This window comes from Candidatus Pantoea rara, from assembly GCF_051136265.1.
In the GTDB taxonomy this organism is placed as follows: domain Bacteria; phylum Pseudomonadota; class Gammaproteobacteria; order Enterobacterales; family Enterobacteriaceae; genus Pantoea; species Pantoea rara.
The window spans coordinates 3,755,418-3,781,312 of the sequence record NZ_CP194942.1 but is presented as its reverse complement, the minus strand read 5'-3'; the positions used below and the strand labels follow the sequence as shown (position 1 = coordinate 3,781,312).

General features: G+C 52.6%; 16 protein-coding genes, 6 tRNA genes and 3 rRNA genes. 23 read left to right on the top strand and 2 right to left on the bottom strand.

Annotation, left to right across the window (positions count from 1 at the left end):
* Positions 1–6 precede the first annotated feature (6 nt).
* Positions 7–2,190, bottom strand: a complete 2,184-nt coding sequence (gene fadB / locus ACR8BF_RS17820; RefSeq protein ID WP_434745354.1) for a fatty acid oxidation complex subunit alpha FadB — start codon at positions 2,188–2,190, stop codon at positions 7–9.
* Positions 2,191–2,377: 187 nt separating this feature from the next.
* On the opposite strand from fadB, the gene pepQ reads away from it, so the two are divergent.
* The 11 genes from pepQ to birA all read left to right on the top strand — a co-directional run bounded on the left by pepQ (position 2,378) and on the right by birA (position 14,152).
* Positions 2,378–3,709 carry a Xaa-Pro dipeptidase gene (gene pepQ / locus ACR8BF_RS17815; RefSeq protein ID WP_434745353.1) on the top strand — a complete coding sequence of 444 codons (1,332 nt, stop codon included), beginning with the start codon at positions 2,378–2,380 and terminating at the stop codon, positions 3,707–3,709.
* Entirely contained in the window at positions 3,709–4,326 is a 618-nt protein-coding gene (locus ACR8BF_RS17810; protein WP_179899051.1) for an IMPACT family protein, read from the top strand. Before pepQ ends, ACR8BF_RS17810 begins: the two co-directional genes overlap by 1 nt.
* Positions 4,327–4,358: 32 nt before the next feature.
* Positions 4,359–5,810: a Trk system potassium transporter TrkH gene (gene trkH, locus ACR8BF_RS17805; protein WP_179899052.1), complete on the top strand. Its 1,452-nt coding sequence runs from the start codon at positions 4,359–4,361 to the stop codon at positions 5,808–5,810.
* A gap of 17 nt (positions 5,811–5,827) precedes the next feature.
* Positions 5,828–6,361 (top strand): menaquinone-dependent protoporphyrinogen IX dehydrogenase, encoded by a 534-nt coding sequence (hemG, locus tag ACR8BF_RS17800; protein ID WP_434745352.1) that lies wholly within the window; start codon positions 5,828–5,830, stop codon positions 6,359–6,361.
* Between the two features lie 410 nt (positions 6,362–6,771).
* Positions 6,772–8,314, top strand: a 16S ribosomal RNA gene (locus ACR8BF_RS17795).
* Positions 8,315–8,387: 73 nt separating this feature from the next.
* Positions 8,388–8,464: transfer RNA gene (locus tag ACR8BF_RS17790), tRNA-Ile, on the top strand.
* A gap of 142 nt (positions 8,465–8,606) precedes the next feature.
* A tRNA-Ala gene (locus ACR8BF_RS17785) sits at positions 8,607–8,682 on the top strand.
* Positions 8,683–8,890: 208 nt separating this feature from the next.
* Positions 8,891–11,798 (top strand): 23S ribosomal RNA (locus tag ACR8BF_RS17780).
* 94 nt (positions 11,799–11,892) lie between these two features.
* Positions 11,893–12,008 (top strand): 5S ribosomal RNA (rrf, locus tag ACR8BF_RS17775).
* Together the 16S, 23S and 5S rRNA genes with 2 tRNA genes alongside form the textbook arrangement of a ribosomal RNA operon.
* 150 nt (positions 12,009–12,158) lie before the next feature.
* A complete protein-coding gene (gene murB, locus ACR8BF_RS17770) occupies positions 12,159–13,196 on the top strand; it encodes a UDP-N-acetylmuramate dehydrogenase (RefSeq protein WP_434745351.1) in 1,038 nt (345 codons plus the stop codon).
* On the top strand, positions 13,193–14,152 hold the full coding sequence (gene birA, locus ACR8BF_RS17765) for a bifunctional biotin--[acetyl-CoA-carboxylase] ligase/biotin operon repressor BirA (protein WP_434745350.1): 960 nt from the start codon (positions 13,193–13,195) through the stop codon (positions 14,150–14,152). Before murB ends, birA begins: the two co-directional genes overlap by 4 nt.
* A 40-nt stretch (positions 14,153–14,192) precedes the next feature.
* Here the strand turns inward: birA and coaA are convergent, their stop codons facing one another.
* Entirely contained in the window at positions 14,193–15,140 is a 948-nt protein-coding gene (coaA, locus tag ACR8BF_RS17760) for a type I pantothenate kinase (RefSeq protein ID WP_179899276.1), read from the bottom strand.
* Between the two features lie 781 nt (positions 15,141–15,921).
* Between coaA and ACR8BF_RS17755 the strand changes: the two genes are divergently transcribed.
* From ACR8BF_RS17755 to rpoB, 12 genes are all read left to right on the top strand, one after another.
* Positions 15,922–15,997, top strand: a tRNA-Thr gene (locus tag ACR8BF_RS17755).
* A 7-nt stretch (positions 15,998–16,004) separates the two neighbouring features.
* A tRNA-Tyr gene (locus ACR8BF_RS17750) sits at positions 16,005–16,089 on the top strand.
* 190 nt (positions 16,090–16,279) lie between these two features.
* Positions 16,280–16,354 (top strand) — tRNA-Gly (locus tag ACR8BF_RS17745).
* Positions 16,355–16,359: 5 nt separating this feature from the next.
* Positions 16,360–16,435, top strand: a tRNA-Thr gene (locus ACR8BF_RS17740).
* A gap of 108 nt (positions 16,436–16,543) precedes the next feature.
* Complete coding sequence (gene tuf / locus ACR8BF_RS17735) at positions 16,544–17,728, top strand: elongation factor Tu (protein WP_013359730.1); 1,185 nt, start codon at positions 16,544–16,546, stop codon at positions 17,726–17,728.
* Between the two features lie 231 nt (positions 17,729–17,959).
* Complete coding sequence (secE, locus tag ACR8BF_RS17730; protein ID WP_008927141.1) at positions 17,960–18,343, top strand: preprotein translocase subunit SecE; 384 nt, start codon at positions 17,960–17,962, stop codon at positions 18,341–18,343.
* Between the two features lies 1 nt (position 18,344).
* Positions 18,345–18,890 carry a transcription termination/antitermination protein NusG gene (gene nusG, locus ACR8BF_RS17725; protein WP_003848088.1) on the top strand — a complete coding sequence of 182 codons (546 nt, stop codon included), beginning with the start codon at positions 18,345–18,347 and terminating at the stop codon, positions 18,888–18,890.
* A 147-nt stretch (positions 18,891–19,037) separates the two neighbouring features.
* Positions 19,038–19,466: a 50S ribosomal protein L11 gene (gene rplK / locus ACR8BF_RS17720; RefSeq protein ID WP_006121495.1), complete on the top strand. Its 429-nt coding sequence runs from the start codon at positions 19,038–19,040 to the stop codon at positions 19,464–19,466.
* A gap of 3 nt (positions 19,467–19,469) precedes the next feature.
* The gene (gene rplA / locus ACR8BF_RS17715; RefSeq protein WP_090967282.1) at positions 19,470–20,174 is read left to right on the top strand and encodes a 50S ribosomal protein L1; all 705 of its coding nucleotides are present in this window, start codon (positions 19,470–19,472) and stop codon (positions 20,172–20,174) included.
* A 364-nt stretch (positions 20,175–20,538) separates the two neighbouring features.
* Positions 20,539–21,036: a 50S ribosomal protein L10 gene (gene rplJ, locus ACR8BF_RS17710; RefSeq protein WP_003848098.1), complete on the top strand. Its 498-nt coding sequence runs from the start codon at positions 20,539–20,541 to the stop codon at positions 21,034–21,036.
* A 65-nt stretch (positions 21,037–21,101) separates the two neighbouring features.
* A complete protein-coding gene (gene rplL, locus ACR8BF_RS17705) occupies positions 21,102–21,464 on the top strand; it encodes a 50S ribosomal protein L7/L12 (RefSeq protein ID WP_008927142.1) in 363 nt (120 codons plus the stop codon).
* A 330-nt stretch (positions 21,465–21,794) separates the two neighbouring features.
* Positions 21,795–25,823 (top strand): DNA-directed RNA polymerase subunit beta, encoded by a 4,029-nt coding sequence (rpoB, locus tag ACR8BF_RS17700; protein WP_179899277.1) that lies wholly within the window; start codon positions 21,795–21,797, stop codon positions 25,821–25,823.
* The last annotated feature ends 72 nt before the right edge of the window (positions 25,824–25,895 follow it).

The following is a 25,895-nucleotide window of genomic DNA, read 5'->3' as shown; positions in this document are numbered from 1 at the left end:
TTGCCCTCAGGCGCTTTTCAGCGCGGCTTCATCAATCGGTTTGGCGGCGGGATACCAGCTTTCATGCTGATGGGCTTTCTGCACCAGCAGCGCAGGCAGGGCATACAGGCCGCCGAGCGTGCTGTAGCGCCGGGCCTGATCGACCACATTGCTGTTGCCCAGGGTATCGAGGTAGCGGAAAGCACCACCACGAAACGGCGGGAAGCCGAGGCCATAGACCAGTGCCATATCCGCCTCTGCCGGCGAAGCGATAATCTTCTCTTCCAGGCAGCGCACCACTTCATTCAGCATCGGCAGCATCATGCGGTTCAGAATCTCTTCGTCACTGAAGACCCGCGCGGGCTGACAGACCTGTTGCAGCAGTGTATCCACCTCTGCATCCGGCACTTTCTTTAGCTTGCCCTTTTTATCCTCTTCCCAGCGCCAGAAGCCTTTGCCATTTTTCTGGCCAAAACGACCGGCATCAAACAGCAGGTCGATCGCATCGCGATAGTCATGCTTCATACGATCCGGGAAACCATCTGCCATGACGCTTTGCGCGTGGTGTGCGGTATCGATGCCTACCACATCCAGCAGCCATGAGGGACCCATTGGCCAGCCGAACTGTTTTTCCATCACTTTATCAATCTGACGAAAATCAGCGCCGTCGCGCAGCAGCAGGCTGAAAGCAGCGAAGTAGGGGAACAGCACCCGGTTCACAAAGAAGCCCGGACAGTCATTCACCACGATCGGCGTTTTGCCCATTTTACTGGCCCAGGCCACCACTTTACTCAGCGTCGCTTCACTGGTTTTCTCGCCACGCACCACTTCAACCAGCGGCATACGCGGCACCGGATTGAAGAAGTGCATGCCACAGAAGTTTTCCGGGCGTTGCAGCGCCTGCGCCAGCTGGCTGATAGGAATGGTCGAGGTATTGGAGGCCAGAATTGCGTCTTCACGCAGATGCTGTTCGGTTTCTGCCAGCACTTTAGCTTTGATCAGCGGGTTCTCAACCACCGCTTCCACCACCACATCGGCCTGGTCAAAACCGGCGTAATCCAGTGTGGGCTGAATAGTGGCAATCACACGGGCCAGTTTGTTACCGTCGATTTTGCCGCGCTCCAGCAGCTTATTAAGTAACTTGCTGGCTTCATTCATTCCCAGCGTTAACGCCTGTGAATTAATATCTTTCATTCTGACCGGCACGCCTTTCCACGCAGACTGGTAGCTGATGCCGCCACCCATAATGCCCGCGCCCAGTACCGCCGCCTGAGACGGTGCGCCGCTTTCGCTGCCGCGCTTTTTCGCCAGGCCTTTCACGTACTGGTCGTTGAGGAAGATGCCGACCAGTGCGCGGGCTTCATCAGACTGCGCCAGCGGCACAAATGCCGCGGTTTCAAGTTTCAGCGCATCATCACGGCCAAGACTGGCCGCCGCTTCAATAGTCTTTACTGCCATCAGCGGAGCGGGATAGTGTTTACCTGCGGTCTGCAGCACCATCGCTTTTGCAATCGTGAAGCTCATGGCTGCTTCAATCGGGCTGAGTTTCAGCGGAGCCAGTTTCGGTGCCCGGCGCGCACGCCAGCTGCCATCAGTGGCGGCCGCTTTGAGCATCGTGATACCCGCCTCGCGCAGTTTCTCGCGAGCCACCACCGCATCGACCAGACCGAGTTTCAGGGCAGCATTGCCATCGACATCTTTGCCCGCTGCAATAATTTCCAGCGCACTGTCGGCCCCCAGCAGACGCGGCAATCGCACGCTGCCCCCAAAGCCTGGCATGATGCCGAGTTTCGTTTCCGGCAGGCCAATACGGGCGTCCGCAGTAGCAATACGCAGATCGGTTGCCAGTACGCATTCGCATCCGCCACCCAGCGCATAGCCGTCAATGGCGGCCAGAGTAGGTACCGGCAAATCTTCCAGACGGTTAAAGATGCTGTTGGCGTAACTCAGCCACTGGCTCAGTTTTTCGGTCGGTGCATCAAACAGAGAAAGGAACTCGGTGATATCCGCGCCCACAATAAAAGCCGGTTTGGCGGAGCTTAACAGCAGGCCGCGCAGTTCTGGCTGCTGCTCCAGCACCGCAATGGCCTCGCCCAGGCTGGCGACAGTTTGCGTATCGAGCTTGTTGACCGAGCCTGTAGCGTCAAAAACCAGCTCGGCGATGCCATCGTCCAGCCAGTGAAGAGTAAGGTTAGCGCCTTGGTAGAGCATGTGCGTCTCCTGAAACCGCGAAAGGTGATCTGGTCATACCAGATGATCGTGAGTGTGGGAGTGATGTTAATTATTTGCAAACTGCTCTTTGTTTATTTGCTAACAAGATCACAGCTCCGCCGACTTCGGCATCTGCGCAAGGGGTATGCTAAACTTGCGGCCATTTCGCGACACTGGAGAGACGTCAATGGATTCACTGAAGACCTTGTATCACGCGCATATCGCCACGTTGCAACAACGGGCGCAGCAGGTGCTGGCACGCAACAAACTGGATGCGATGTTGATCCATTCCGGTGAGTTGTTGACGGTGTTTCTGGATGACCACACCTATCCGTTTAAGGTAAATCCGCAGTTCAAGGCCTGGGTGCCGGTGACGCAGGTGCCTAATTGCTGGCTCTGGATTGATGGGGTGAACAAACCGAAACTGTGGTTCTACTCTCCGGTGGATTACTGGCATAACGTTGAACCGTTGCCGGATAGCTTCTGGACCGGAGATGTCGAGGTTGTCGGCCTGAAAAATGCGGATGAGATTGCGCAGTTACTGCCTGCCCAGCGTGATAATGTCGCCTACATTGGCCCGGTCAACGCGCGTGCGGCGCAGCTCGGTATCCCCTCCGGCAATATCAATCCCAAAGCGGTGATCGACTTCCTGCATTTCCATCGCAGCATCAAAACAGATTATGAACTTGCCTGCCTGCGCCAGGCGCAGAAGCTGGCGGTTGCCGGTCATCGCGCAGCGAAAGAGGCGTTCTCGGCAGGCTTAAGCGAGTTCGATATCAATCAGGCGTATCTGACCGCGACCGGTCATCGCGATACCGATGTGCCTTACGGCAATATCATTGCGCTGAATGAACACGCTGCGGTGCTGCACTACACCCGGCTGGATCATCAGCCACCGGCGAAACGCCATAGCTTTTTGATTGATGCGGGCGCTGAGTATCTTGGTTACGCTGCTGATTTGACCCGCAGCTATGCGGCGCAGAGCAGTTCGCTCTATGCCAGAATGGTTGAGGCGATGAACGCTGAAGAGCTGGCCCTGATAGCCACGCTGAAAGCAGGCGTACGCTACACCGATTATCATCTTCAGATTCATCAGCGTATTGCGAAGATGTTGCTGAAGTTTGAGCTGGTTCAGGGAATCAGCGAAGAAGCGCTGGTGGCTGAAAATCTGACCGGTCCGTTTATGCCACATGGCCTGGGGCATCCGCTGGGTCTGCAGGTACATGACGTTGCCGGGTTTATGCAGGATGAGCAGGGCACCCATCTCGCCGCGCCAGCGCAATATCCTTATCTTCGCTGTACCCGCGTGCTGCAACCGGGCATGGTATTAACCATTGAGCCGGGCTTCTATATTATTGACTCGTTACTGACGCCGCTGCGTGAAGGCCGTTTCAGTCAGCACTTTAACTGGCAGGCCATTGATGCGCTTCGGCCTTATGGCGGGATTCGTATTGAGGATAACGTGGTGATCCATGCGCATCGCGTTGAGAACATGACCCGCGATTTGCATCTGGCCTGATGGAGGCCTTTGACATTCCCGCTGTGCCAGTGAGCAGCAGTGAGGAGACAATCAAAAAGAGTCGCTTCATTACGCTACTGGCGCACACCGAGGGTGCAGAGGCCGCGCGCGCGTTTGTCCAGCAGGTTAAAAGCGAGCATCCTGCCGCCCGGCATCACTGCTGGGCCTGGGTCGCGGGCGCACCGAATGATTCTCAGCAACTCGGTTTCTCTGATGATGGTGAACCTTCGGGTACGGCAGGGAAACCGATGCTGGCGCAACTGATGGGCGCGGATATTGGCGAGATTACCGCTGTAGTGGTGCGTTACTACGGCGGCATCATGCTGGGAACCGGTGGTTTAGTGAAAGCCTATGGTGGTGGCGTTCAGCAGGGACTTAAGCTGCTGCCACGGCAGCGCAAAGTGCCGATGAAGCTGTTTACTTTGCAATGTGACTATCCACAGCTCAGTGATGTTGAACGGCTGGTACAGCGTTTTGAAGGTAAGGTGACCGACAGCCAGTTTCAGGATCGCATTGCGTTGACACTGGCTGTACCTTACGGACAGATCGACGGGTTCAAAAAAAATCTGTCAGACTTTAGTCGGGGCGCGTTATCGCTGATCCCGCTCACACCATGATGTTCATCTCTTTTATTTAAAGGAACGGCTGAATGCACTTTCGCGCCATTACCCGCATAGTCGGTCTGCTGGTGATCCTCTTTTCAGTGACGATGATTTTGCCCGGCCTGGTCGCCTTAATTTATCGCGATGGCGCGGGGCGGGCGTTTAGCCAGACCTTTATGATGGCGCTGGTGATTGGCTCGCTGCTGTGGTGGCCGAATCGCAAAAAGAAAACCGAACTCAAACCGCGGGAAGGGTTTCTCATTGTGGTCCTGTTCTGGACGGTACTGGGCAGCGTAGGGGCCATGCCCTTTATCTTTGCCGAACAGCCGCATCTTTCCGTGACGGATGCGTTCTTTGAATCTTTCTCTGGCCTGACAACGACCGGTGCTACCACGCTGGTGGGGCTGGACTCGTTGCCGAAGGCGATTCTCTTCTATCGGCAGATGCTGCAGTGGCTGGGGGGGATGGGGATCATCGTATTAGCAGTAGCGATACTGCCGATTCTGGGCGTCGGGGGTATGCAGCTCTATCGCGCTGAAATGCCTGGGCCGCTGAAAGATAATAAAATGCGACCACGTATCGCCGAGACGGCCAAAACACTCTGGCTGATCTACGTTCTGCTGACGATAGCCTGTGCGCTGGCATTGTGGCTGGCGGGAATGCCAGCGTTTGATGCTATTGGCCACAGTTTCTCGACTATCGCCATTGGCGGCTTCTCAACCCATGATGCCAGTATCGGCTATTTTAACAGTGGCACTATCAATACCATCGTGGCGGTGTTTCTGCTGATCTCTGGCTGTAACTACGGCTTGCACTTTGCCATGTTAAGCGGACGCAATTTGCGTGTGTACTGGCGCGACCCTGAATTCCGCATGTTTATTGGCGTTCAGCTGACGCTGGTGTTGATCTGTACACTGGTGCTCTGGTTCCATAATGTTTACGACAGCGGCTGGCAAACGCTGAATCAAGCCTTTTTCCAGGTGGTCTCCATGGCGACGACGGCGGGATTCACCACCGACAGCATCGCACGCTGGCCATTGTTCCTGCCGGTACTGCTATTGTGTTCTGCCTTTATTGGCGGCTGTGCCGGTTCAACCGGCGGTGGTCTGAAGGTGATTCGCATTCTGCTGTTATGCAAGCAGGGTAACCGTGAGCTTAAGCGTCTGGTTCACCCCAATGCGGTCTACACCATTAAGCTGGGCAATCGGGCGCTGCCGGAGCGTATCCTTGAAGCCGTATGGGGTTTCTTCTCGGCTTATGCGCTGGTGTTCCTGGTCAGCATGCTGGCGATCATCGCGACCGGTGTTGATGACTTCTCGGCTTTTGCTGCCGTTGCCGCGACGCTGAACAATCTCGGCCCTGGCCTGGGGGTCGTAGCCGATAACTTCACTTCAATGAATGACGTGGCGAAATGGATTCTTATTTCAACCATGTTGTTCGGGCGTCTCGAGGTATTTACCTTGCTGGTGCTGTTCACGCCTACTTTCTGGCGTGAATAATTAATAAGGATGCTGACATGAAAGCGCTGATTCTCTATTCCACCCGCGACGGGCAAACAAAGAAGATTGCCTCTTCTATAGCTGAGGTGATCCGTCAGCAGCAGCCATGCGATGTGCTGGACATTCAGGATGCTGCCCTGCCTGACTGGGCACAGTATGATCGCGTGCTGATTGGCGCCTCTATTCGCTACGGCCATTTCCAGCCGGTCGTCGATAAGTTCGTAAAGCTTCATCTTCAGGATTTGCAGCAGTGTACCAGTGGTTTCTTTTCGGTGAACCTCACGGCGCGCAAACCCGAGAAGCGTTCTCCTGAAACTAATGCTTATACGCAGAAGTTCCTGGCCAGCTCGCCGTGGCAACCTGATTGCTGTGCCGTGTTTGCGGGCGCGCTCTATTATCCGCGCTATCGCTGGTTTGATCGCGTCATGATTCAGCTGATTATGCGTATGACCGGCGGTGAGACAGATTCCACAAAAGAAGTGGAGTACACGGACTGGCAGCAGGTACGCACTTTTGCCAATGATTTTGCACAGTTACCAGGCAAATCGTAGCGAAATAGCGCGATTTGATGAAAATTACTGCGAACGATAATCTTTTCGTAATAAACACTTGTCAGCCCGCGCGAACTCCCTATAATGCGCCTCCATCGACACGGAATACCGGCAACGGGAAACGGGCTGAGAGGCACAGGAGACTGGGCCGCCGGAGAAAAACTTCTGAAAAAGAGGTTGACTCTGCAGGAGGAAAGCGTAATATACGCCACCTCGCGACAGGACGCTAACGCACTGTTCGCACTGCTCTTTAACAATTTATCAGACAATCTGTGTGGGCACTCGCAGGATTGATATCAGCGTCTCCGGACGTAAAAAATATATCAAGCCTCACGAGTGAACACATAATGAAATTCATTATGACGTTTTACAGATGAGCACCGCTTAACTTGTTTAAGCAAATCAAACTTAAATTGAAGAGTTTGATCATGGCTCAGATTGAACGCTGGCGGCAGGCCTAACACATGCAAGTCGGACGGTAGCACAGAGGAGCTTGCTCCTTGGGTGACGAGTGGCGGACGGGTGAGTAATGTCTGGGGATCTGCCCGATAGAGGGGGATAACCACTGGAAACGGTGGCTAATACCGCATAACGTCGCAAGACCAAAGAGGGGGACCTTCGGGCCTCTCACTATCGGATGAACCCAGATGGGATTAGCTAGTAGGCGGGGTAATGGCCCACCTAGGCGACGATCCCTAGCTGGTCTGAGAGGATGACCAGCCACACTGGAACTGAGACACGGTCCAGACTCCTACGGGAGGCAGCAGTGGGGAATATTGCACAATGGGCGCAAGCCTGATGCAGCCATGCCGCGTGTATGAAGAAGGCCTTCGGGTTGTAAAGTACTTTCAGCGGGGAGGAAGGCGATGCGGTTAATAACCGCGTCGATTGACGTTACCCGCAGAAGAAGCACCGGCTAACTCCGTGCCAGCAGCCGCGGTAATACGGAGGGTGCAAGCGTTAATCGGAATTACTGGGCGTAAAGCGCACGCAGGCGGTCTGTTAAGTCAGATGTGAAATCCCCGGGCTTAACCTGGGAACTGCATTTGAAACTGGCAGGCTTGAGTCTTGTAGAGGGGGGTAGAATTCCAGGTGTAGCGGTGAAATGCGTAGAGATCTGGAGGAATACCGGTGGCGAAGGCGGCCCCCTGGACAAAGACTGACGCTCAGGTGCGAAAGCGTGGGGAGCAAACAGGATTAGATACCCTGGTAGTCCACGCCGTAAACGATGTCGACTTGGAGGTTGTTCCCTTGAGGAGTGGCTTCCGGAGCTAACGCGTTAAGTCGACCGCCTGGGGAGTACGGCCGCAAGGTTAAAACTCAAATGAATTGACGGGGGCCCGCACAAGCGGTGGAGCATGTGGTTTAATTCGATGCAACGCGAAGAACCTTACCTACTCTTGACATCCACGGAATTCGGCAGAGATGCCTTAGTGCCTTCGGGAACCGTGAGACAGGTGCTGCATGGCTGTCGTCAGCTCGTGTTGTGAAATGTTGGGTTAAGTCCCGCAACGAGCGCAACCCTTATCCTTTGTTGCCAGCGCGTGATGGCGGGAACTCAAAGGAGACTGCCGGTGATAAACCGGAGGAAGGTGGGGATGACGTCAAGTCATCATGGCCCTTACGAGTAGGGCTACACACGTGCTACAATGGCGCATACAAAGAGAAGCGACCTCGCGAGAGCAAGCGGACCTCACAAAGTGCGTCGTAGTCCGGATCGGAGTCTGCAACTCGACTCCGTGAAGTCGGAATCGCTAGTAATCGTGGATCAGAATGCCACGGTGAATACGTTCCCGGGCCTTGTACACACCGCCCGTCACACCATGGGAGTGGGTTGCAAAAGAAGTAGGTAGCTTAACCTTCGGGAGGGCGCTTACCACTTTGTGATTCATGACTGGGGTGAAGTCGTAACAAGGTAACCGTAGGGGAACCTGCGGTTGGATCACCTCCTTACCTGAAGATACCTTCCCGCGCAGTGTCCACACAGATTGTCTGATAAAAAGTAACGAGCAGAAAAAACCTCTACAGGCTTGTAGCTCAGGTGGTTAGAGCGCACCCCTGATAAGGGTGAGGTCGGTGGTTCAAGTCCACTCAGGCCTACCAAATTCGCATTCACGCTGCGTTATGTTCCCGGCTCGCATAGTTCACTATGCTTCGCGGAAACATGCCTTGCCTGAGCACGAATTGCATTTCTCACGAAGTGTACTCGGTTGAGTGGTAGTAGTGGTCTCTGCAGTAACTGTATGGGGCTATAGCTCAGCTGGGAGAGCGCCTGCCTTGCACGCAGGAGGTCAGCGGTTCGATCCCGCTTAGCTCCACCATACCGTTAATCTGTTTTTTCTGAATACTTCAGAGCGTACCGGCAACGGTGTGCTGCGAAGTATTATGCTCTTTAACAATCCGGAACAAGCTGAAAATTGAAACGACGCGTCGTTTTCATTCTCCGTAATAAGAATGAAAAGCACGATGCGTTCGAGTCTCTCAAATGCTCGTGACTTGCAAGCGTTGTAAAACGCCTGTGGGTTGTGAGGTTAAGCGACTAAGCGTACACGGTGGATGCCCAGGCAGTCAGAGGCGATGAAGGACGTGCTAATCTGCGTAAAGCGACGGTAAGGTGATATGAACCGCTACAGCCGTCGATGTCCGAATGGGGAAACCCGGTGCACTCTGTGCATCATTGCAGCATGAATACATAGTGCTGCAAGGCGAACCGGGGGAACTGAAACATCTAAGTACCCCGAGGAAAAGAAATCAACCGAGATTCCCCCAGTAGCGGCGAGCGAACGGGGAGCAGCCCAGAGCCTGAATCAGCATGTGTGTTAGTGGAAGCGTCTGGAAAGTCGCAGGGTACAGGGTGATACTCCCGTACACAAAAGCACATATGCTGTGAGCTCGATGAGTAAGGCGGGACACGTGGTATCCTGTCTGAATATGGGGGGACCATCCTCCAAGGCTAAATACTCCTGACTGACCGATAGTGAACCAGTACCGTGAGGGAAAGGCGAAAAGAACCCCGGCGAGGGGAGTGAAACAGAACCTGAAACCGTGTACGTACAAGCAGTGGGAGCCTTCTTTATGGGGGTGACTGCGTACCTTTTGTATAATGGGTCAGCGACTTATATTCTGTAGCAAGGTTAACCGTATAGGGGAGCCGCAGGGAAACCGAGTCTTAACTGGGCGTTAAGTTGCAGGGTATAGACCCGAAACCCGGTGATCTAGCCATGGGCAGGTTGAAGGTTGGGTAACACTAACTGGAGGACCGAACCGACTAATGTTGAAAAATTAGCGGATGACCTGTGGCTGGGGGTGAAAGGCCAATCAAACCGGGAGATAGCTGGTTCTCCCCGAAAGCTATTTAGGTAGCGCCTCGTGAACTCATCTTCGGGGGTAGAGCACTGTTTCGGCTAGGGGGCCATCCCGGCTTACCAACCCGATGCAAACTGCGAATACCGGAGAATGTTATCACGGGAGACACACGGCGGGTGCTAACGTCCGTCGTGAAGAGGGAAACAACCCAGACCGCCAGCTAAGGTCCCAAAGTCATGGTTAAGTGGGAAACGATGTGGGAAGGCACAGACAGCCAGGATGTTGGCTTAGAAGCAGCCATCATTTAAAGAAAGCGTAATAGCTCACTGGTCGAGTCGGCCTGCGCGGAAGATGTAACGGGGCTAAACCATGCACCGAAGCTGCGGCAGCGACACTATGTGTTGTTGGGTAGGGGAGCGTTCTGTAAGCCGTCGAAGGTGGCCTGTGAGGGCTGCTGGAGGTATCAGAAGTGCGAATGCTGACATAAGTAACGATAAAGCGGGTGAAAAGCCCGCTCGCCGGAAGACCAAGGGTTCCTGTTCAACGTTAATCGGAGCAGGGTGAGTCGACCCCTAAGGCGAGGCCGAAAGGCGTAGTCGATGGGAAACAGGTTAATATTCCTGTACTCGGTGTTACTGCGAAGGGGGGACGGAGAAGGCTATATCGGCCGGGCGACGGTTGTCCCGGTTTAAGCGTGTAGGCGGAGGGTCCAGGTAAATCCGGTCCCTTATTAACGCTGAGGCGTGACGACGAGGCACTACGGTGCTGAAGTGATAAATGCCCAGCTTCCAGGAAAAGCCTCTAAGCATCAGGTAACACAGAATCGTACCCCAAACCGACACAGGTGGTCAGGTAGAGAATACCAAGGCGCTTGAGAGAACTCGGGTGAAGGAACTAGGCAAAATGGTGCCGTAACTTCGGGAGAAGGCACGCTGGCGCGTAGGTGGAGGGACCTGCTCCCCGAGCCGAAGCCAGTCGAAGATACCAGCTGGCTGCAACTGTTTATTAAAAACACAGCACTGTGCAAACACGAAAGTGGACGTATACGGTGTGACGCCTGCCCGGTGCCGGAAGGTTAATTGATGGGGTTATCCGCAAGGAGAAGCTCTTGATCGAAGCCCCGGTAAACGGCGGCCGTAACTATAACGGTCCTAAGGTAGCGAAATTCCTTGTCGGGTAAGTTCCGACCTGCACGAATGGCGTAATGATGGCCAGGCTGTCTCCACCCGAGACTCAGTGAAATTGAACTCGCTGTGAAGATGCAGTGTACCCGCGGCAAGACGGAAAGACCCCGTGAACCTTTACTACAGCTTGACACTGAACATTGAGCCTTGATGTGTAGGATAGGTGGGAGGCTTTGAAGCGCGGACGCCAGTTCGCGTGGAGCCAACCTTGAAATACCACCCTTTAATGTTTGATGTTCTAACGTAGGCCCGTTACCCGGGCTGCGGACAGTGTCTGGTGGGTAGTTTGACTGGGGCGGTCTCCTCCTAAAGAGTAACGGAGGAGCACGAAGGTCAGCTAATCACGGTCGGACATCGTGAGGTTAGTGCAATGGCATAAGCTGGCTTGACTGCGAGAGTGACGGCTCGAGCAGGTGCGAAAGCAGGTCATAGTGATCCGGTGGTTCTGAATGGAAGGGCCATCGCTCAACGGATAAAAGGTACTCCGGGGATAACAGGCTGATACCGCCCAAGAGTTCATATCGACGGCGGTGTTTGGCACCTCGATGTCGGCTCATCACATCCTGGGGCTGAAGTAGGTCCCAAGGGTACGGCTGTTCGCCGTTTAAAGTGGTACGCGAGCTGGGTTTAGAACGTCGTGAGACAGTTCGGTCCCTATCTGCCGTGGGCGCTGGAGAATTGAGGGGGGTTGCTCCTAGTACGAGAGGACCGGAGTGAACGCACCACTGGTGTTCGGGTTGTCATGCCAATGGCATTGCCCGGTAGCTAAGTGCGGAAAAGATAAGTGCTGAAAGCATCTAAGCACGAAACTTGCCCCGAGATGAGTTCTCCCTGACTCCTTGAGAGTCCTGAAGGGACGTTGAAGACTACGACGTTGATAGGCCGGGTGTGTAAGCGCAGCGATGCGTTGAGCTAACCGGTACTAATGACCCGTGAGGCTTAACCTTACAACGCCAGAGGCGTTTTTGCAGAGACACGATTTTCAGCCTTGTTACCGGATATATCTGCGCGGCCCCCGGGGCGGCGCGGAGACAGAATCTGCCTGGCGGCTTTAGCGCGGTGGTCCCACCTGACCCCATGCCGAACTCAGAAGTGAAACGCCGTAGCGCCGATGGTAGTGTGGGGTCTCCCCATGCGAGAGTAGGGAACTGCCAGGCATTAAATAAGTGAAGAAGCCCCGCACGGAAGTGCGGGGATTTTTTACGTCTGCAGATCGCGAAAAACCTCATCATAATCCCCGAAAACAGCCTGAGAACCCCTCGCTGATACGGTAAACTACGGCCAGATAACTCAGTAAAGGCCGTCAAATGTCCAGCCATCATCCCTCCTTAAAAGCCGACAATACGCTTGGGCTTGAAGTACACACACAGAAACGCATCGTTGCTGAGACACCAGCTGCCATTCTGGCCGCGTGGCAGGCCAGCCAGCGTGATCAAACGCCTTTCATGGTGCTTGGTGAAGGCAGCAATGTCCTTTTTCTGGAAGATTTCGCTGGCACCGTGGTGCTCAACCGTATCAAAGGTATCAAAATTCAGGATGAATTTGAGTGCTGGAAGTTACATGTTGGGGCAGGTGAGAACTGGCATCAGCTGGTTAAAAATACGCTGGAAAAAGGGATCACCGGCCTCGAAAACCTGGCGATGATCCCTGGGATGACTGGCTCGGCACCGATTCAGAATATCGGTGCTTATGGTGTGGAGTTAAAAGATATCTGCGAATATGTGGATGTGCTTAACCTGAACAGTGGTGAGACAGAACGTCTTGATCGTGAAGCCTGTGAGTTTGGCTATCGTGACAGTATTTTTAAACATCGTTATCAGTCAGGCTATGTCATCGTTGCGGTGGGGATAATATTACCTAAACAGTGGCAGCCCGTATTAACCTATGGCGACCTGAAAACGCTCAATCCGGTGACGGCCAATGCCTGGGATGTCTATCACGCGGTGTGCCAGATGCGGCAGAGCAAGTTACCGGATCCAAAAGTCACCGGTAATGTAGGCAGCTTCTTCAAAAATCCCGTTGTTACTGAGGCGCAGTGCCACTTCCTGCTGGCGCGTTTTCCTGCCATGCCACACTATCTGATGCCGAATGGTGAAACCAAGCTGGCAGCAGGATGGCTTATCGATCAGTGCCAGCTGAAAGGTTATCGCACCGGAGGTGCCGCAGTTCACCAGCAACAGGCTCTGGTGCTGATTAACGCTGACAATGCCACGCCTGACGATATCGTTGCGCTGGCAAAAATTGTGCGCGCGAAAGTGGGTGAAAGATTTGATGTCTGGCTGGAGCCTGAAGTCCGCTTTATTCAGGCGCAGGGCGAGTGTAACGCTGTCGGAGTCATCGCATGAAAGACCACAATGTCCCGCTAAAGCTGGTCGATATTTTATCTGATGGTGAGTTTCATTCAGGCGAGCAGCTGGGTGAAACACTGGGCATGAGTCGTGCAGCCATAAACAAGCACATCCAGACCTTAAAAAGCTGGGGACTTGACGTCTATACCGTGACAGGAAAGGGCTACAGCCTGTCTGCGCCGATGCAGCTGCTGAATGAGCAGGCAATCTTATCGCAGGTTGAACAGGGCAATGTCTCGGTCATCCCGGTGATTGACTCCACAAACCAGTATCTGCTGGAGCGCATGCATGACATGCAGTCAGGTGCCGCCTGTATCGCTGAATATCAGCAGGCAGGTCGTGGCCGGCGTGGGCGCCAATGGTTCTCTCCCTTTGGCGCTAACCTCTACATGTCCATGTACTGGCGTCTGGAACAGGGACCCGCTGCGGCGATGGGCCTTAGCCTGGTAATTGGTATTATCATGGCGGAGACATTACGCTCACTGGGGGCTGATGATGTCCGCGTGAAGTGGCCCAACGATATTTACCTTAATGATCGTAAACTGGCGGGTATTCTGGTCGAACTGACCGGGAAAACCGGTGATGCTGCGCAGATCGTTATTGGTGCAGGGATTAACCTGGCGATGCGGGCAGCCGATGCATCACAGATTAATCAGGGCTGGATTAACCTGCAGGAAGCCGGTGTCACGGTGAATCGCAATGAGCTGGCAGCGCATCTGATCAACAGTCTGCGCGAAGCCCTGCCACTGTTTGAACAGGAGGGATTAACACCCTTCATCGCGCGTTGGGCGGCACTCGATAATTTCATTAACCGGCCTGTTAAGCTGCTCATCGGCGAACGTGAAGTGCATGGTATTGCGCGGGGCGTTGACAGTCAGGGTGGCTTACTGCTGGAGCAGGATGGGGAAATAAAAGCCTGGGTGGGCGGTGAAATATCATTACGCCCTGTCTGATCAAAAAAGCCTGCACGTGTGCAGGCTTTTTTAACAGCAGTTATTTACGCAGGCGAACCCTATCGACCGCATGATTGCCACTTTTGGTCATGATCAGGCTGGCCCTTTCGCGCGTCGGCAGGATATTTTCCTGCAGGTTGAGCCAGTTAATCTCTTTCCATAAGTTACCTGCTATCTCAACCGCTTCCGCCTCTGAGAGCTGGGCATAATGGTGAAAATAGGAGTCCGGATCGGTAAAAGCACCCTGGCGGAACTTCAGGAATCGATTGATATACCATCTTTGCAGCAGCTCTTCCTCTGCATCAACATAAATAGAAAAATCGACGAAGTCTGAAACAAAGACATGATGTGGGTCATGCGGATAGTCCATGCCACTCTGCAATACATTCAGACCTTCCAGAATAAGAATGTCGGGCTGTTGTATGACTTTATCGCCATCAGGGATGACATCATAAATCAGATGCGAATAGACCGGCGCCGTCACCTGACTGGCCCCTGATTTCAAATCAGAGACAAAATTGACCAGCCGGTGCATATCATAGGATTGCGGGAAGCCTTTTTTCTTCATTAAACCGCGTTCTTTCAGCACGGCATTTGGATGAAGAAAGCCATCCGTCGTAATCAATTCCACTTTGCGGTGTTCAGGCCAGCGGCTGAGCAACGCCTGCAATACGCGTGCGGTCGTGCTTTTACCGACGGCTACACTACCCGCAATACTGATGATATAGGGGATTTTCTGGCCATTGGTGCCCAGAAATTGCTCCAGTACAGCCTGTCGGCGAACGTTCGAACTTATATAGAAATTGAGCAGACGCGAAAGTGGCAGATAAATTTCTGCTACCTCCTCCAGCGAGAGATCCTCGTTGATGCCCTCCAGCTGCGCGATCTCTTCCTCTGAAAGCGTCATAGGAACGGAATCACGTAATGCAGCCCACTGCTCACGAGTGAATTCTAAGTAAGGCGTTGTCAGGGGAGTTGTTTTATCCATAAGCATGCATCTGACCGCAAATTCATTGCTATCAACCGCGTGTTATCCGATAAGCAGGACAGCACAGGTGAAATGAATCACGAATCGCTGGTTTATCAGTGAGAACAATGGGCTGGAGGGTATCACCAGTATGGCTTTTAACAGAAGTAAAAAGATAAACGTGATCACGCTTTCGTCGGCATACCCACAAAACGTCTCGATGCCTTCAATTATGGCAGCTTTATCATTATTTATGTTGTTACAGCGCATCACAGCGTATATGCGGCTTTTATCTGCTCTGAACATTCCGCCAGACACCTGAATAACATAATGCTGCTATAAGGGCCTGGAGTGAGGCTGATAGGGTACACATTTAATGCGTCACCTGTGTAATTTCGAAAAGAACATATCTTATAAAGTCATTTTAGCGGTCTTATTTGGGGGGCATCGCTGCACTACCTGAAGCATATGCCTGACAAAAATGACGCTACTTTCTATAGGAAATCACCAGCGCATGATAAAAATGATGCCGGGTGGGTCAAAAAATCATCACTCAATCAAAAAGAATAAAATAAAAATGCGGCTGGGCGGATCATTTATCCTCGGAATTGAGGTGTGCTGGGAGACATCAGGCGACAGTGCAGTCCCGCGAATCTTGTGAAAAGTGAACCAGGTTGCACAAATATTCTGCACAAAAACGCCAAAATGCGATGATTTGCACAAATAGTAAGCGATAGAAAAAAATAAGCGATTTTTTAGTTGCATCCAGAGCCCGACCTTCCTAGAATGCGCACCACTTGATGCCGGCTTAGCTCAGTTGGTAGAGCAACTGACTTGTAATCAGTAGGTCACCAGTTCGATTCCGGTAGCCGGCACCATCAAGTAGGTGGGATTCCCGAGCGGCCAAAGGGAGCAGACTGTAAATCTGCCGTCACAGACTTCGAAGGTTCGAATCCTTCTCCCACCACCATCTCAACCTCATGGTTGGGTACAGATAAACAACCTGTTTATCTGTCAGGTGAGTCATTTATCACCCTGAATTCAGACTGAGCGTTAGCGAAGTCAAAGTCGGTCAGCTTCGCTGACAGGCAGCAGGTAGTAGAGAAACATTCTCTGTTATCTGCAAGCTACAGAAAGAACAGGTAGCCGAGTTCCAGGATGCGGGCATCGTATAATGGCTATTACCTCAGCCTTCCAAGCTGATGATGCGGGTTCGATTCCCGCTGCCCGCTCCAGATGTGCTGATATGGCTCAGTTGGTAGAGCGCACCCTTGGTAAGGGTGAGGTCCCCAGTTCGACTCTGGGTATCAGCACCACTTCCTTTAATCTCCCTCCTGATTTTCTCTGTAACTTCCTTGCAGTCAGGCATTGCCTGGTTAATGTGATGATATCATTGATATATCCGTGTCTTAGAGGGACTAGCGATGGCTAAAGAGCAATTTCAACGTAACAAACTGCACGTAAACGTGGGCACCATCGGTCACGTTGACCACGGTAAAACCACCCTGACTGCAGCTATCACTACCGTACTGGCTAAAACCAACGGCGGCCAGGCTCGTGCATTCGATCAGATCGACAGCACGCCTGAAGAAAAAGCCCGCGGTATTACCATCAACACCGCACACGTTGAGTATGAGACTGCTGCACGTCACTATGCTCACGTTGACTGCCCAGGCCACGCCGACTATGTGAAAAACATGATCACCGGTGCTGCGCAGATGGACGGCGCGATCCTGGTTGTTGCTGCGACTGATGGCCCGATGCCACAGACCCGTGAGCACATCCTGCTGGGTCGTCAGGTTGGCGTTCCTTACATCATCGTGTTCCTGAACAAGTGCGACATGGTTGATGATGAAGAGCTGCTGGAGCTGGTAGAGATGGAAGTACGTGACCTGCTGTCACAGTACGACTTCCCAGGCGACGATACGCCAATCGTTCGTGGTTCTGCTCTGAAAGCGCTGGAAGGCGTTCCTGAGTGGGAAGCGAAAATCATCGAACTGGCTGAGCACCTGGATAACTACATCCCGGATCCAGTCCGTGCGATCGACATGCCGTTCCTGCTGCCAATCGAAGACGTATTCTCAATCTCTGGCCGTGGTACTGTTGTTACCGGTCGTGTTGAGCGCGGCATCGTTAAAGTCGGCGACGAAGTTGAAATCGTGGGTATCAAAGATACTGCGAAATCAACCTGTACCGGTGTTGAGATGTTCCGTAAGCTGCTGGACCAGGGTCAGGCAGGCGAAAACTGTGGTGTTCTGCTGCGCGGTATCAAGCGTGAAGACATCCAGCGTGGCCAGGTTCTGGCTAAGCCAGGCTCAATCAAGCCACACACCCAGTTCGAGTCAGAAGTTTACGTTCTGTCTAAAGACGAAGGTGGCCGCCATACTCCGTTCTTCAAAGGCTATCGTCCACAGTTCTACTTCCGTACAACTGATGTGACCGGCTCAGTAGAGCTGCCAGAAGGCGTTGAAATGGTAATGCCAGGCGACAACATCAAAATGGTTGTTACCCTGATTCACCCAATCGCAATGGACGAAGGTCTGCGCTTCGCAATCCGCGAAGGTGGCCGTACCGTTGGCGCGGGTGTTGTTGCTAAAGTTATTGCATAATTACCGATAACGTTTGACGCAATGCACACGGAAAGGGCATCATTTGATGCCCTTTTTGCACGCTGTTTCATAGAACCTGGCTCATCAGTGATTTTTTGAATCATAATCATTGCTGAGACAGGCTCTGTAATGCGGCGTTGGATACCGAGTTACGCCCCAAAAGCTCATTCGGTTTGGACGCCTCGCACTGCGGGGCAGAATAGTTTCTGAATTATTGTGGCAGGTTGGTTTATGAGTGCGAATACCGAAGCTCAAGGGAGCGGGCGTGGCCTGGAAGCGGTAAAGTGGGTAGTAGTTGTGTTACTGCTGCTTGCAGCGATTGTAGGTAACTACCTCTATCGTGATGTGTCATTGCCACTGCGTGCATTAGCCGTAGTTGTACTGATTGCAGCGGCTGGCGGCATTGCGCTTTTAACGACCAAAGGCAAAGCGACTGTGGCTTTTGCTCGTGAAGCAAGAACAGAGATGCGTAAGGTTATCTGGCCAACCCGCCAGGAAACGCTGCACACCACCTTAATCGTTGCCGCGGTTACTGCCGTGATGTCACTGATTTTGTGGGGGCTGGATGGTATTCTGGTCCGTCTGGTATCGTTTATCACTGGCCTGAGGTTCTGAGATGTCTGAAGCTCCAAAGAAACGCTGGTACGTCGTACAGGCGTTTTCCGGTTTTGAAGGCCGCGTAGCTCAATCGCTGCGCGAGCATATCAAATTGCACAACATGGAAGAGCTGTTTGGCGACGTCATGGTTCCGACTGAAGAAGTCGTCGAAATTCGTGGCGGCCAGCGTCGTAAGAGCGAGCGCAAGTTTTTCCCGGGATACGTACTGGTCCAGATGGTCATGAATGACGCCAGCTGGCATTTAGTGCGCAGCGTCCCACGCGTAATGGGTTTCATCGGCGGTACATCTGACCGTCCGGCACCTATCAGCGACAAAGAAGTTGATGCGATCATGAACCGTCTGCAGCAGGTCGGCGACAAGCCTCGTCCTAAAACGCTGTTTGAGCCAGGTGAAATGGTTCGCGTTAATGACGGCCCATTTGCTGACTTTAACGGTGTGGTTGAAGATGTGGATTACGAGAAAAGCCGCCTGACGGTTTCCGTGTCCATCTTTGGTCGTGCAACACCGGTTGAACTGGACTTCGGTCAGGTGGAGAAAGGTTAAGCTCTTTCCGCTCACAAATTAGCTGTTGCAGCAGGCGCGAAATTTAACTACAATTTCGCGCCTTTTGTTTTTATGCGCTGGAAACAGCGGATAAATCGTTATCACGGGGAGCCTTTACAGGCGCTATAACCCAATTGAGGAAATATTATGGCTAAGAAAGTCCAAGCCTACGTCAAGCTGCAGGTTGCAGCTGGTATGGCGAACCCAAGTCCACCTGTTGGTCCAGCTCTGGGTCAGCAGGGTGTTAACATCATGGAATTCTGTAAGGCGTTCAACGCTAAGACTGAATCTCTGGAAAAAGGTCTGCCGACTCCAGTTGTTATCACTGTATACAGCGACCGTTCTTTTACTTTCATTACCAAAACGCCTCCGGCTGCCGTACTGCTGAAAAAAGCAGCGGGCATCAAGTCTGGTTCTGGTAAGCCGAACAAAGATAAAGTCGGTAAAGTGACTCGTGCTCAGGTACGTGAAATCGCAGAAACCAAAGCTGCGGACATGACTGGTTCTGACGTTGAAGCGATGACTCGCTCAATCGAAGGTACTGCTCGTTCCATGGGCCTGGTAGTAGAGGACTAAGAAATGGCTAAGCTGACCAAGCGCATGACCGTAATTCGCGACAAAGTTGACGTGACTAAGCAGTATGACATTGCTGAAGCCGTTGCTCTGCTGAAAGAACTGGCTACTGCCAAGTTCGTTGAAAGCGTTGACGTTGCTGTCAACCTCGGCATTGATGCACGTAAATCTGATCAAAACGTTCGCGGCGCGACCGTTCTGCCACATGGTACTGGTCGTTCAGTACGTGTTGCTGTCTTCGCTCAGGGCGCAAACGCTGAAGCTGCTAAAGCAGCAGGCGCTGAGCTGGTAGGCATGGAAGACCTGGCTGATCAGATCAAGAAAGGCGAAATGAATTTTGACGTTGTTATTGCTTCTCCGGATGCAATGCGCGTTGTTGGCCAGTTAGGCCAGATTCTGGGCCCACGCGGCCTGATGCCAAACCCGAAAGTTGGTACTGTAACCCCTAACGTTGCTGAAGCAGTTAAGAACGCTAAAGCAGGTCAGGTTCGTTATCGTAACGACAAAAACGGCATCATCCACACTACCATTGGTAAAGTGGACTTTGACGCTGACAAACTGAAAGAAAACCTGGAATCTCTGCTGGTTGCGCTGAAAAAAGCAAAACCATCTCAGGCAAAAGGCGTGTACATCAAGAAAGTTAGCCTTTCAACCACCATGGGTGCCGGCGTTGCCGTTGACCAGGCTGGTCTGAACGCAACAGCAAACTAATTGCTGCTTGAAACGGGCGAAAAATTCACCTAGAATCTTACGCCCGTTGTTCTGTTATTAACAGAACAGGACACCAGAGAGCCAGAACTGACTGTTGCGTTTATCGCCTTCCCTCTGACTCTGCTGCGTCACACAGAATTTAGGTTGGAGCCAGGCCTTATCCTGGCCTCCGTCCAAGACCGCAGGAGCTGTTTATCTCCGGATATTCCGCTTAATACCCTGCGTAGACGGTGACAGAACCAAAAGAATTTTTTCTTAGCTGGATTCTGCTCACCGTGTTCGAGCGCTTATTACCCCCAGGGGTGAGTAAGTGAAGTGAGTTCCGGGGAAATCCTTTCCCGGTCAAATCCAGGAGCAAAAGCTAATGGCATTAAATCTTCAAGACAAACAAGCGATTGTTGCTGAAGTCAGCGAAGTAGCCAAAGGTGCACTTTCAGCGGTTGTTGCGGATTCTCGTGGCGTTACCGTTGATAAAATGACCGAACTGCGTAAAGCAGGCCGTGAAGCTGGCGTTTACATGCGTGTTGTTCGTAACACCCTGCTGCGCCGCGTCGTTGAAGGTACTCAGTTTGAGTGCCTGAAAGACACGTTTGTTGGTCCGACCCTGATTGCATATTCTATGGAACACCCGGGCGCTGCTGCTCGTCTGTTTAAAGATTTCGCGAAAGCGAATGCAAAATTTGAGGTCAAAGCTGCAGCCTTTGAAGGTGAGCTGATCACGGCGGCCAATATTGACCGTCTGGCAACTCTGCCGACCTACGAAGAAGCACTGGCACGTCTGATGTCGACCATGAAAGAAGCCGCTGCTGGCAAACTGGTCCGCACTCTGGCTGCTGTACGCGATGCAAAAGAAGCGGCTTAAGGCCATATTCTTTTCTTCGTAATTGCTTACGTATAAACTTTTTCTGATTCTTAGGAACAATTGTCATGTCTATTACTAAAGACCAAATTCTGGAAGCTGTTGCAGCGATGTCCGTAATGGAAGTTGTTGAGCTGGTTTCTGCAATGGAAGAAAAATTCGGCGTTTCTGCTGCTGCTGCTGTAGCTGTTGCTGCTGGCCCGGCTGAAGCTGTTGAAGAAAAAACTGAATTCGACGTAGTCCTGAAAGCTGTTGGCCCGAACAAGGTTGCAGTAATCAAAGCCGTACGTACTGCAACTGGTCTGGGCCTGAAAGAAGCCAAAGATCTGGTTGAAGCAACTGGCGTGATCAAAGAAGCAATCAGCAAAGACGACGCAGCTGCACTTGAAGCTGCTCTGAAAGAAGCTGGCGCTGAAGTTGAAGTTAAGTAAGACAACCTTCGGGTTGCAGTCTGAGTAGTTTCAGACTGATGGCTGGTGACTTTTTGGTCACCAGCCTTTTTGCGCTACAGGGTCTCAATGGGGTTTCACACTGTTTGTCCATTGTTACTCTTCAATATCTTTCTCTATCGACGACTTAATATACCGCTCTACCTGTGCGGGTTCCCTGCCCTCGCAACAGCGATGAAATGATTTAAGCGTGATAGAAAGAGGTATTGCACTGCTGCTGCGCAGCCAGTGAATCAAACAAAATCGTGTTGCATGAACTGTCCTGTCAGGACGGACAGCGTGGGTCGACTTGTCAGCTAGCTGAGGAACCCTATGGTTTACTCCTATACCGAGAAAAAACGTATTCGTAAGGATTTTGGTAAACGTCCGCAAGTACTGGACATACCTTATCTCCTTTCCATCCAGCTCGACTCGTTCCAGAAGTTTATCGAGCAAGATCCAGAAGGTCAGTACGGACTGGAAGCTGCATTCCGCTCTGTATTCCCTATTGCGAGCTACAGCGGCAACTCTGAGTTGCAGTATGTCAGCTATCGCCTGGGTGAACCTGTCTTTGACGTGAAAGAGTGTCAGATCCGTGGCGTGACCTATTCGGCACCGCTGCGCGTGAAACTGCGTCTGGTGGTCTATGAGCGCGAAGCGCCAGAAGGCACCGTAAAAGATATTAAAGAACAAGAAGTCTACATGGGCGAAATTCCGCTCATGACCGACAACGGTACCTTTGTTATCAATGGTACCGAACGCGTTATCGTTTCTCAGCTGCACCGTAGTCCTGGCGTGTTCTTTGATAGCGATAAGGGTAAAACCCACTCATCGGGTAAAGTGCTGTACAACGCACGTATCATCCCTTACCGCGGTTCATGGCTCGACTTTGAGTTTGACCCGAAAGATAACCTGTTTGTCCGTATTGACCGTCGTCGTAAGCTGCCGGCCACTATCATCCTGCGCGCGTTACAGTTCACTACACCTCAGATCCTCGATATCTTCTTCGAGAAAGTGGTGTTTGAAATCCGTGACAACAAGCTGCAGATGGAGCTGGTGCCTGAGCGCCTGCGCGGTGAAACTGCAACCTTCGATATCGAAGCGAACGGCACCGTCTACGTCGAGAAAGCACGCCGTATTACTGCGCGCCATATCCGTCAGCTGGAAAAAGATGGCATTCAGCACATCGAAGTTCCGGTTGAATATATCGCGGGCAAAGTGGTCGCTAAAGACTACATCGATGAGAGCACCGGTGAGCTGATTATTGCAGCGAACATGGAACTGTCACTGGATTTGCTGGCCAAACTGAGCCAGTCCGGTCACAAGCGCATCGAAACGCTGTTCACTAACGATCTGGACCACGGTCCATATATGTCTGAGACCCTGCGTGTTGACCCAACCAGCGATCGCCTGAGCGCACTGGTTGAGATCTACCGCATGATGCGTCCTGGTGAGCCGCCAACACGCGAAGCAGCAGAGAACCTGTTTGAGAACCTGTTCTTCTCTGAAGATCGTTACGATCTTTCTGCTGTCGGCCGTATGAAGTTCAACCGCTCATTACTGCGTGATGAAATCGAAGGTTCAGGCATCCTGAGCAAAGACGACATCATCGAAGTGATGAAGAAGCTGATCGACATCCGTAACGGTAAAGGCGAAGTGGACGATATCGACCACCTCGGTAACCGTCGTATTCGTTCAGTCGGTGAAATGGCTGAGAACCAGTTCCGCGTCGGTCTGGTACGTGTTGAGCGTGCGGTTAAAGAGCGTCTGTCACTGGGCGACCTTGATACCCTGATGCCTCAGGACATGATCAACGCGAAGCCGATTTCGGCTGCGGTGAAAGAGTTCTTTGGTTCCAGCCAGCTTTCTCAGTTTATGGATCAGAACAACCCGCTGTCAGAGATTACGCACAAACGTCGTATCTCTGCTCTCGGCCCGGGTGGTTTGACGCGTGAGCGTGCCGGCTTTGAAGTGCGTGACGTACACCCAACGCACTATGGTCGTGTCTGCCCAATCGAAACCCCTGAAGGTCCGAACATCGGTCTGATCAACTCCTTGTCTGTATATGCGCAGACCAATGAGTACGGTTTCCTTGAGACACCTTATCGCCGTGTTATCGACGGTCTGGTTTCTGACGAGATTCATTACCTCTCTGCTATCGAAGAGGGTAACTACGTTATCGCTCAGGCGAACGCCCCTCTTGATGATAACGGCGCGTTTGTTGATGACCTGGTCACCTGCCGTAGCAAAGGCGAATCAAGTCTGTTCAGCCGTGATCAGGTTGACTACATGGACGTTTCGACCCAACAGATCGTTTCTGTAGGTGCGTCACTGATCCCGTTCCTGGAACACGATGATGCTAACCGCGCCCTGATGGGTGCGAACATGCAACGTCAGGCCGTTCCGACTCTGCGTGCTGATAAGCCGCTGGTTGGTACCGGTATGGAACGTGCTGTTGCCGTTGACTCCGGTGTTACTGCCGTTGCGAAACGTGGCGGTACCGTACAGTACGTCGATGCATCACGTATCGTTATCAAAGTTAACGAAGACGAAATGCATGCTGGCGAAGCCGGTATCGACATCTACAACCTGACCAAGTATACCCGTTCTAACCAGAACACCTGCATCAACCAGATGCCATGTGTTTCTCTGGGTGAGCCGGTTGAGCGCGGCGACGTGCTGGCAGATGGCCCGTCCACCGATCTGGGTGAACTGGCACTGGGCCAGAACATGCGCGTAGCGTTCATGCCGTGGAACGGTTACAACTTCGAAGACTCCATCCTGGTCTCCGAGCGTGTGGTTCAGGAAGATCGTTTTACGACTATCCACATTCAGGAACTGGCTTGCGTGTCGCGTGACACCAAACTGGGGCCAGAAGAGATCACGGCTGATATCCCGAACGTGGGTGAAGCTGCTCTCTCCAAACTGGATGAGTCTGGCATCGTCTACATCGGTGCTGAAGTGACCGGTGGCGACATTCTGGTTGGTAAGGTAACGCCGAAAGGTGAGACCCAGCTGACGCCAGAAGAGAAACTGCTGCGCGCTATCTTCGGTGAAAAAGCCTCTGACGTGAAAGATTCGTCACTGCGCGTACCGAATGGCGTGTCAGGCACCGTGATCGACGTTCAGGTCTTTACCCGCGATGGCGTGGAAAAAGACAAACGTGCGCTGGAAATCGAAGAGATGCAGCTGAAGCAGGCCAAGAAAGACCTGTCTGAAGAACTGCAGATTCTGGAAGCGGGCCTGTTCAGCCGTATCCAGAACGTACTGATTTCGGGTGGCGTTGAAGCAGACAAACTGGACAAGCTGCCGCGCGAGCGCTGGCTGGAGCTGGGTCTGACTGACGAAGCCAAGCAAAACCAGCTGGAGCAGCTGGCAGAGCAGTACGACGAACTGAAGCACGAGTTTGAGAAAAAACTCGAAGGTAAGCGTCGTAAAATCACCCAGGGCGATGATCTGGCACCAGGCGTGCTGAAAATCGTTAAGGTTTATCTGGCAGTTAAGCGCCAGATTCAACCGGGTGACAAAATGGCAGGCCGTCACGGTAACAAAGGTGTTATCTCTAAGATCAACCCGATCGAAGATATGCCTTACGATGAAAACGGCACGCCGGTTGACATCGTTCTGAACCCGCTGGGCGTACCATCGCGTATGAACATCGGTCAGATTCTGGAAACCCACCTGGGTATGGCAGCGAAAGGCATCGGCGAGAAGATCAACGCCATGCTGAAGAAACAGGAAGAAGTCGCGAAACTGCGTGAATTCATCCAGCGCGCCTATGACCTGGGTAGCGATCTGCGTCAGAAAGTTGACCTGAACACCTTCTCTGATGACGAAGTGCTTCGTCTGGCTGAGAACCTGAAGAAAGGTATGCCAATCGCCACTCCGGTGTTTGATGGCGCGAAAGAGAGCGAAATCAAAGAGCTGCTGCAGCTCGGCGGCTTGCCTTCTTCCGGTCAGATTACCCTGTTTGACGGCCGTACCGGTGAGCAGTTCGAACGTCAGGTAACCGTTGGCTACATGTACATGCTGAAACTCAACCACCTGGTTGATGACAAGATGCATGCACGTTCAACCGGTTCCTACAGCCTGGTTACTCAGCAGCCGCTGGGTGGTAAGGCACAGTTCGGTGGTCAGCGCTTTGGTGAGATGGAAGTATGGGCACTGGAAGCATACGGTGCCGCCTATACCCTGCAGGAAATGCTTACCGTTAAGTCTGATGACGTCAACGGCCGTACCAAGATGTATAAAAACATCGTTGACGGTAACCATCAGATGGAACCGGGCATGCCGGAATCCTTCAACGTACTGTTGAAAGAGATTCGCTCGCTGGGTATCAACATCGAGCTGGAAGACGAGTAACCCCTTTTCAGGCTGCGGTTCGCTGCAGCCTGAAAGCGCTGGGTTTAAAGCGCTCGCAATTGTACTGGTTAC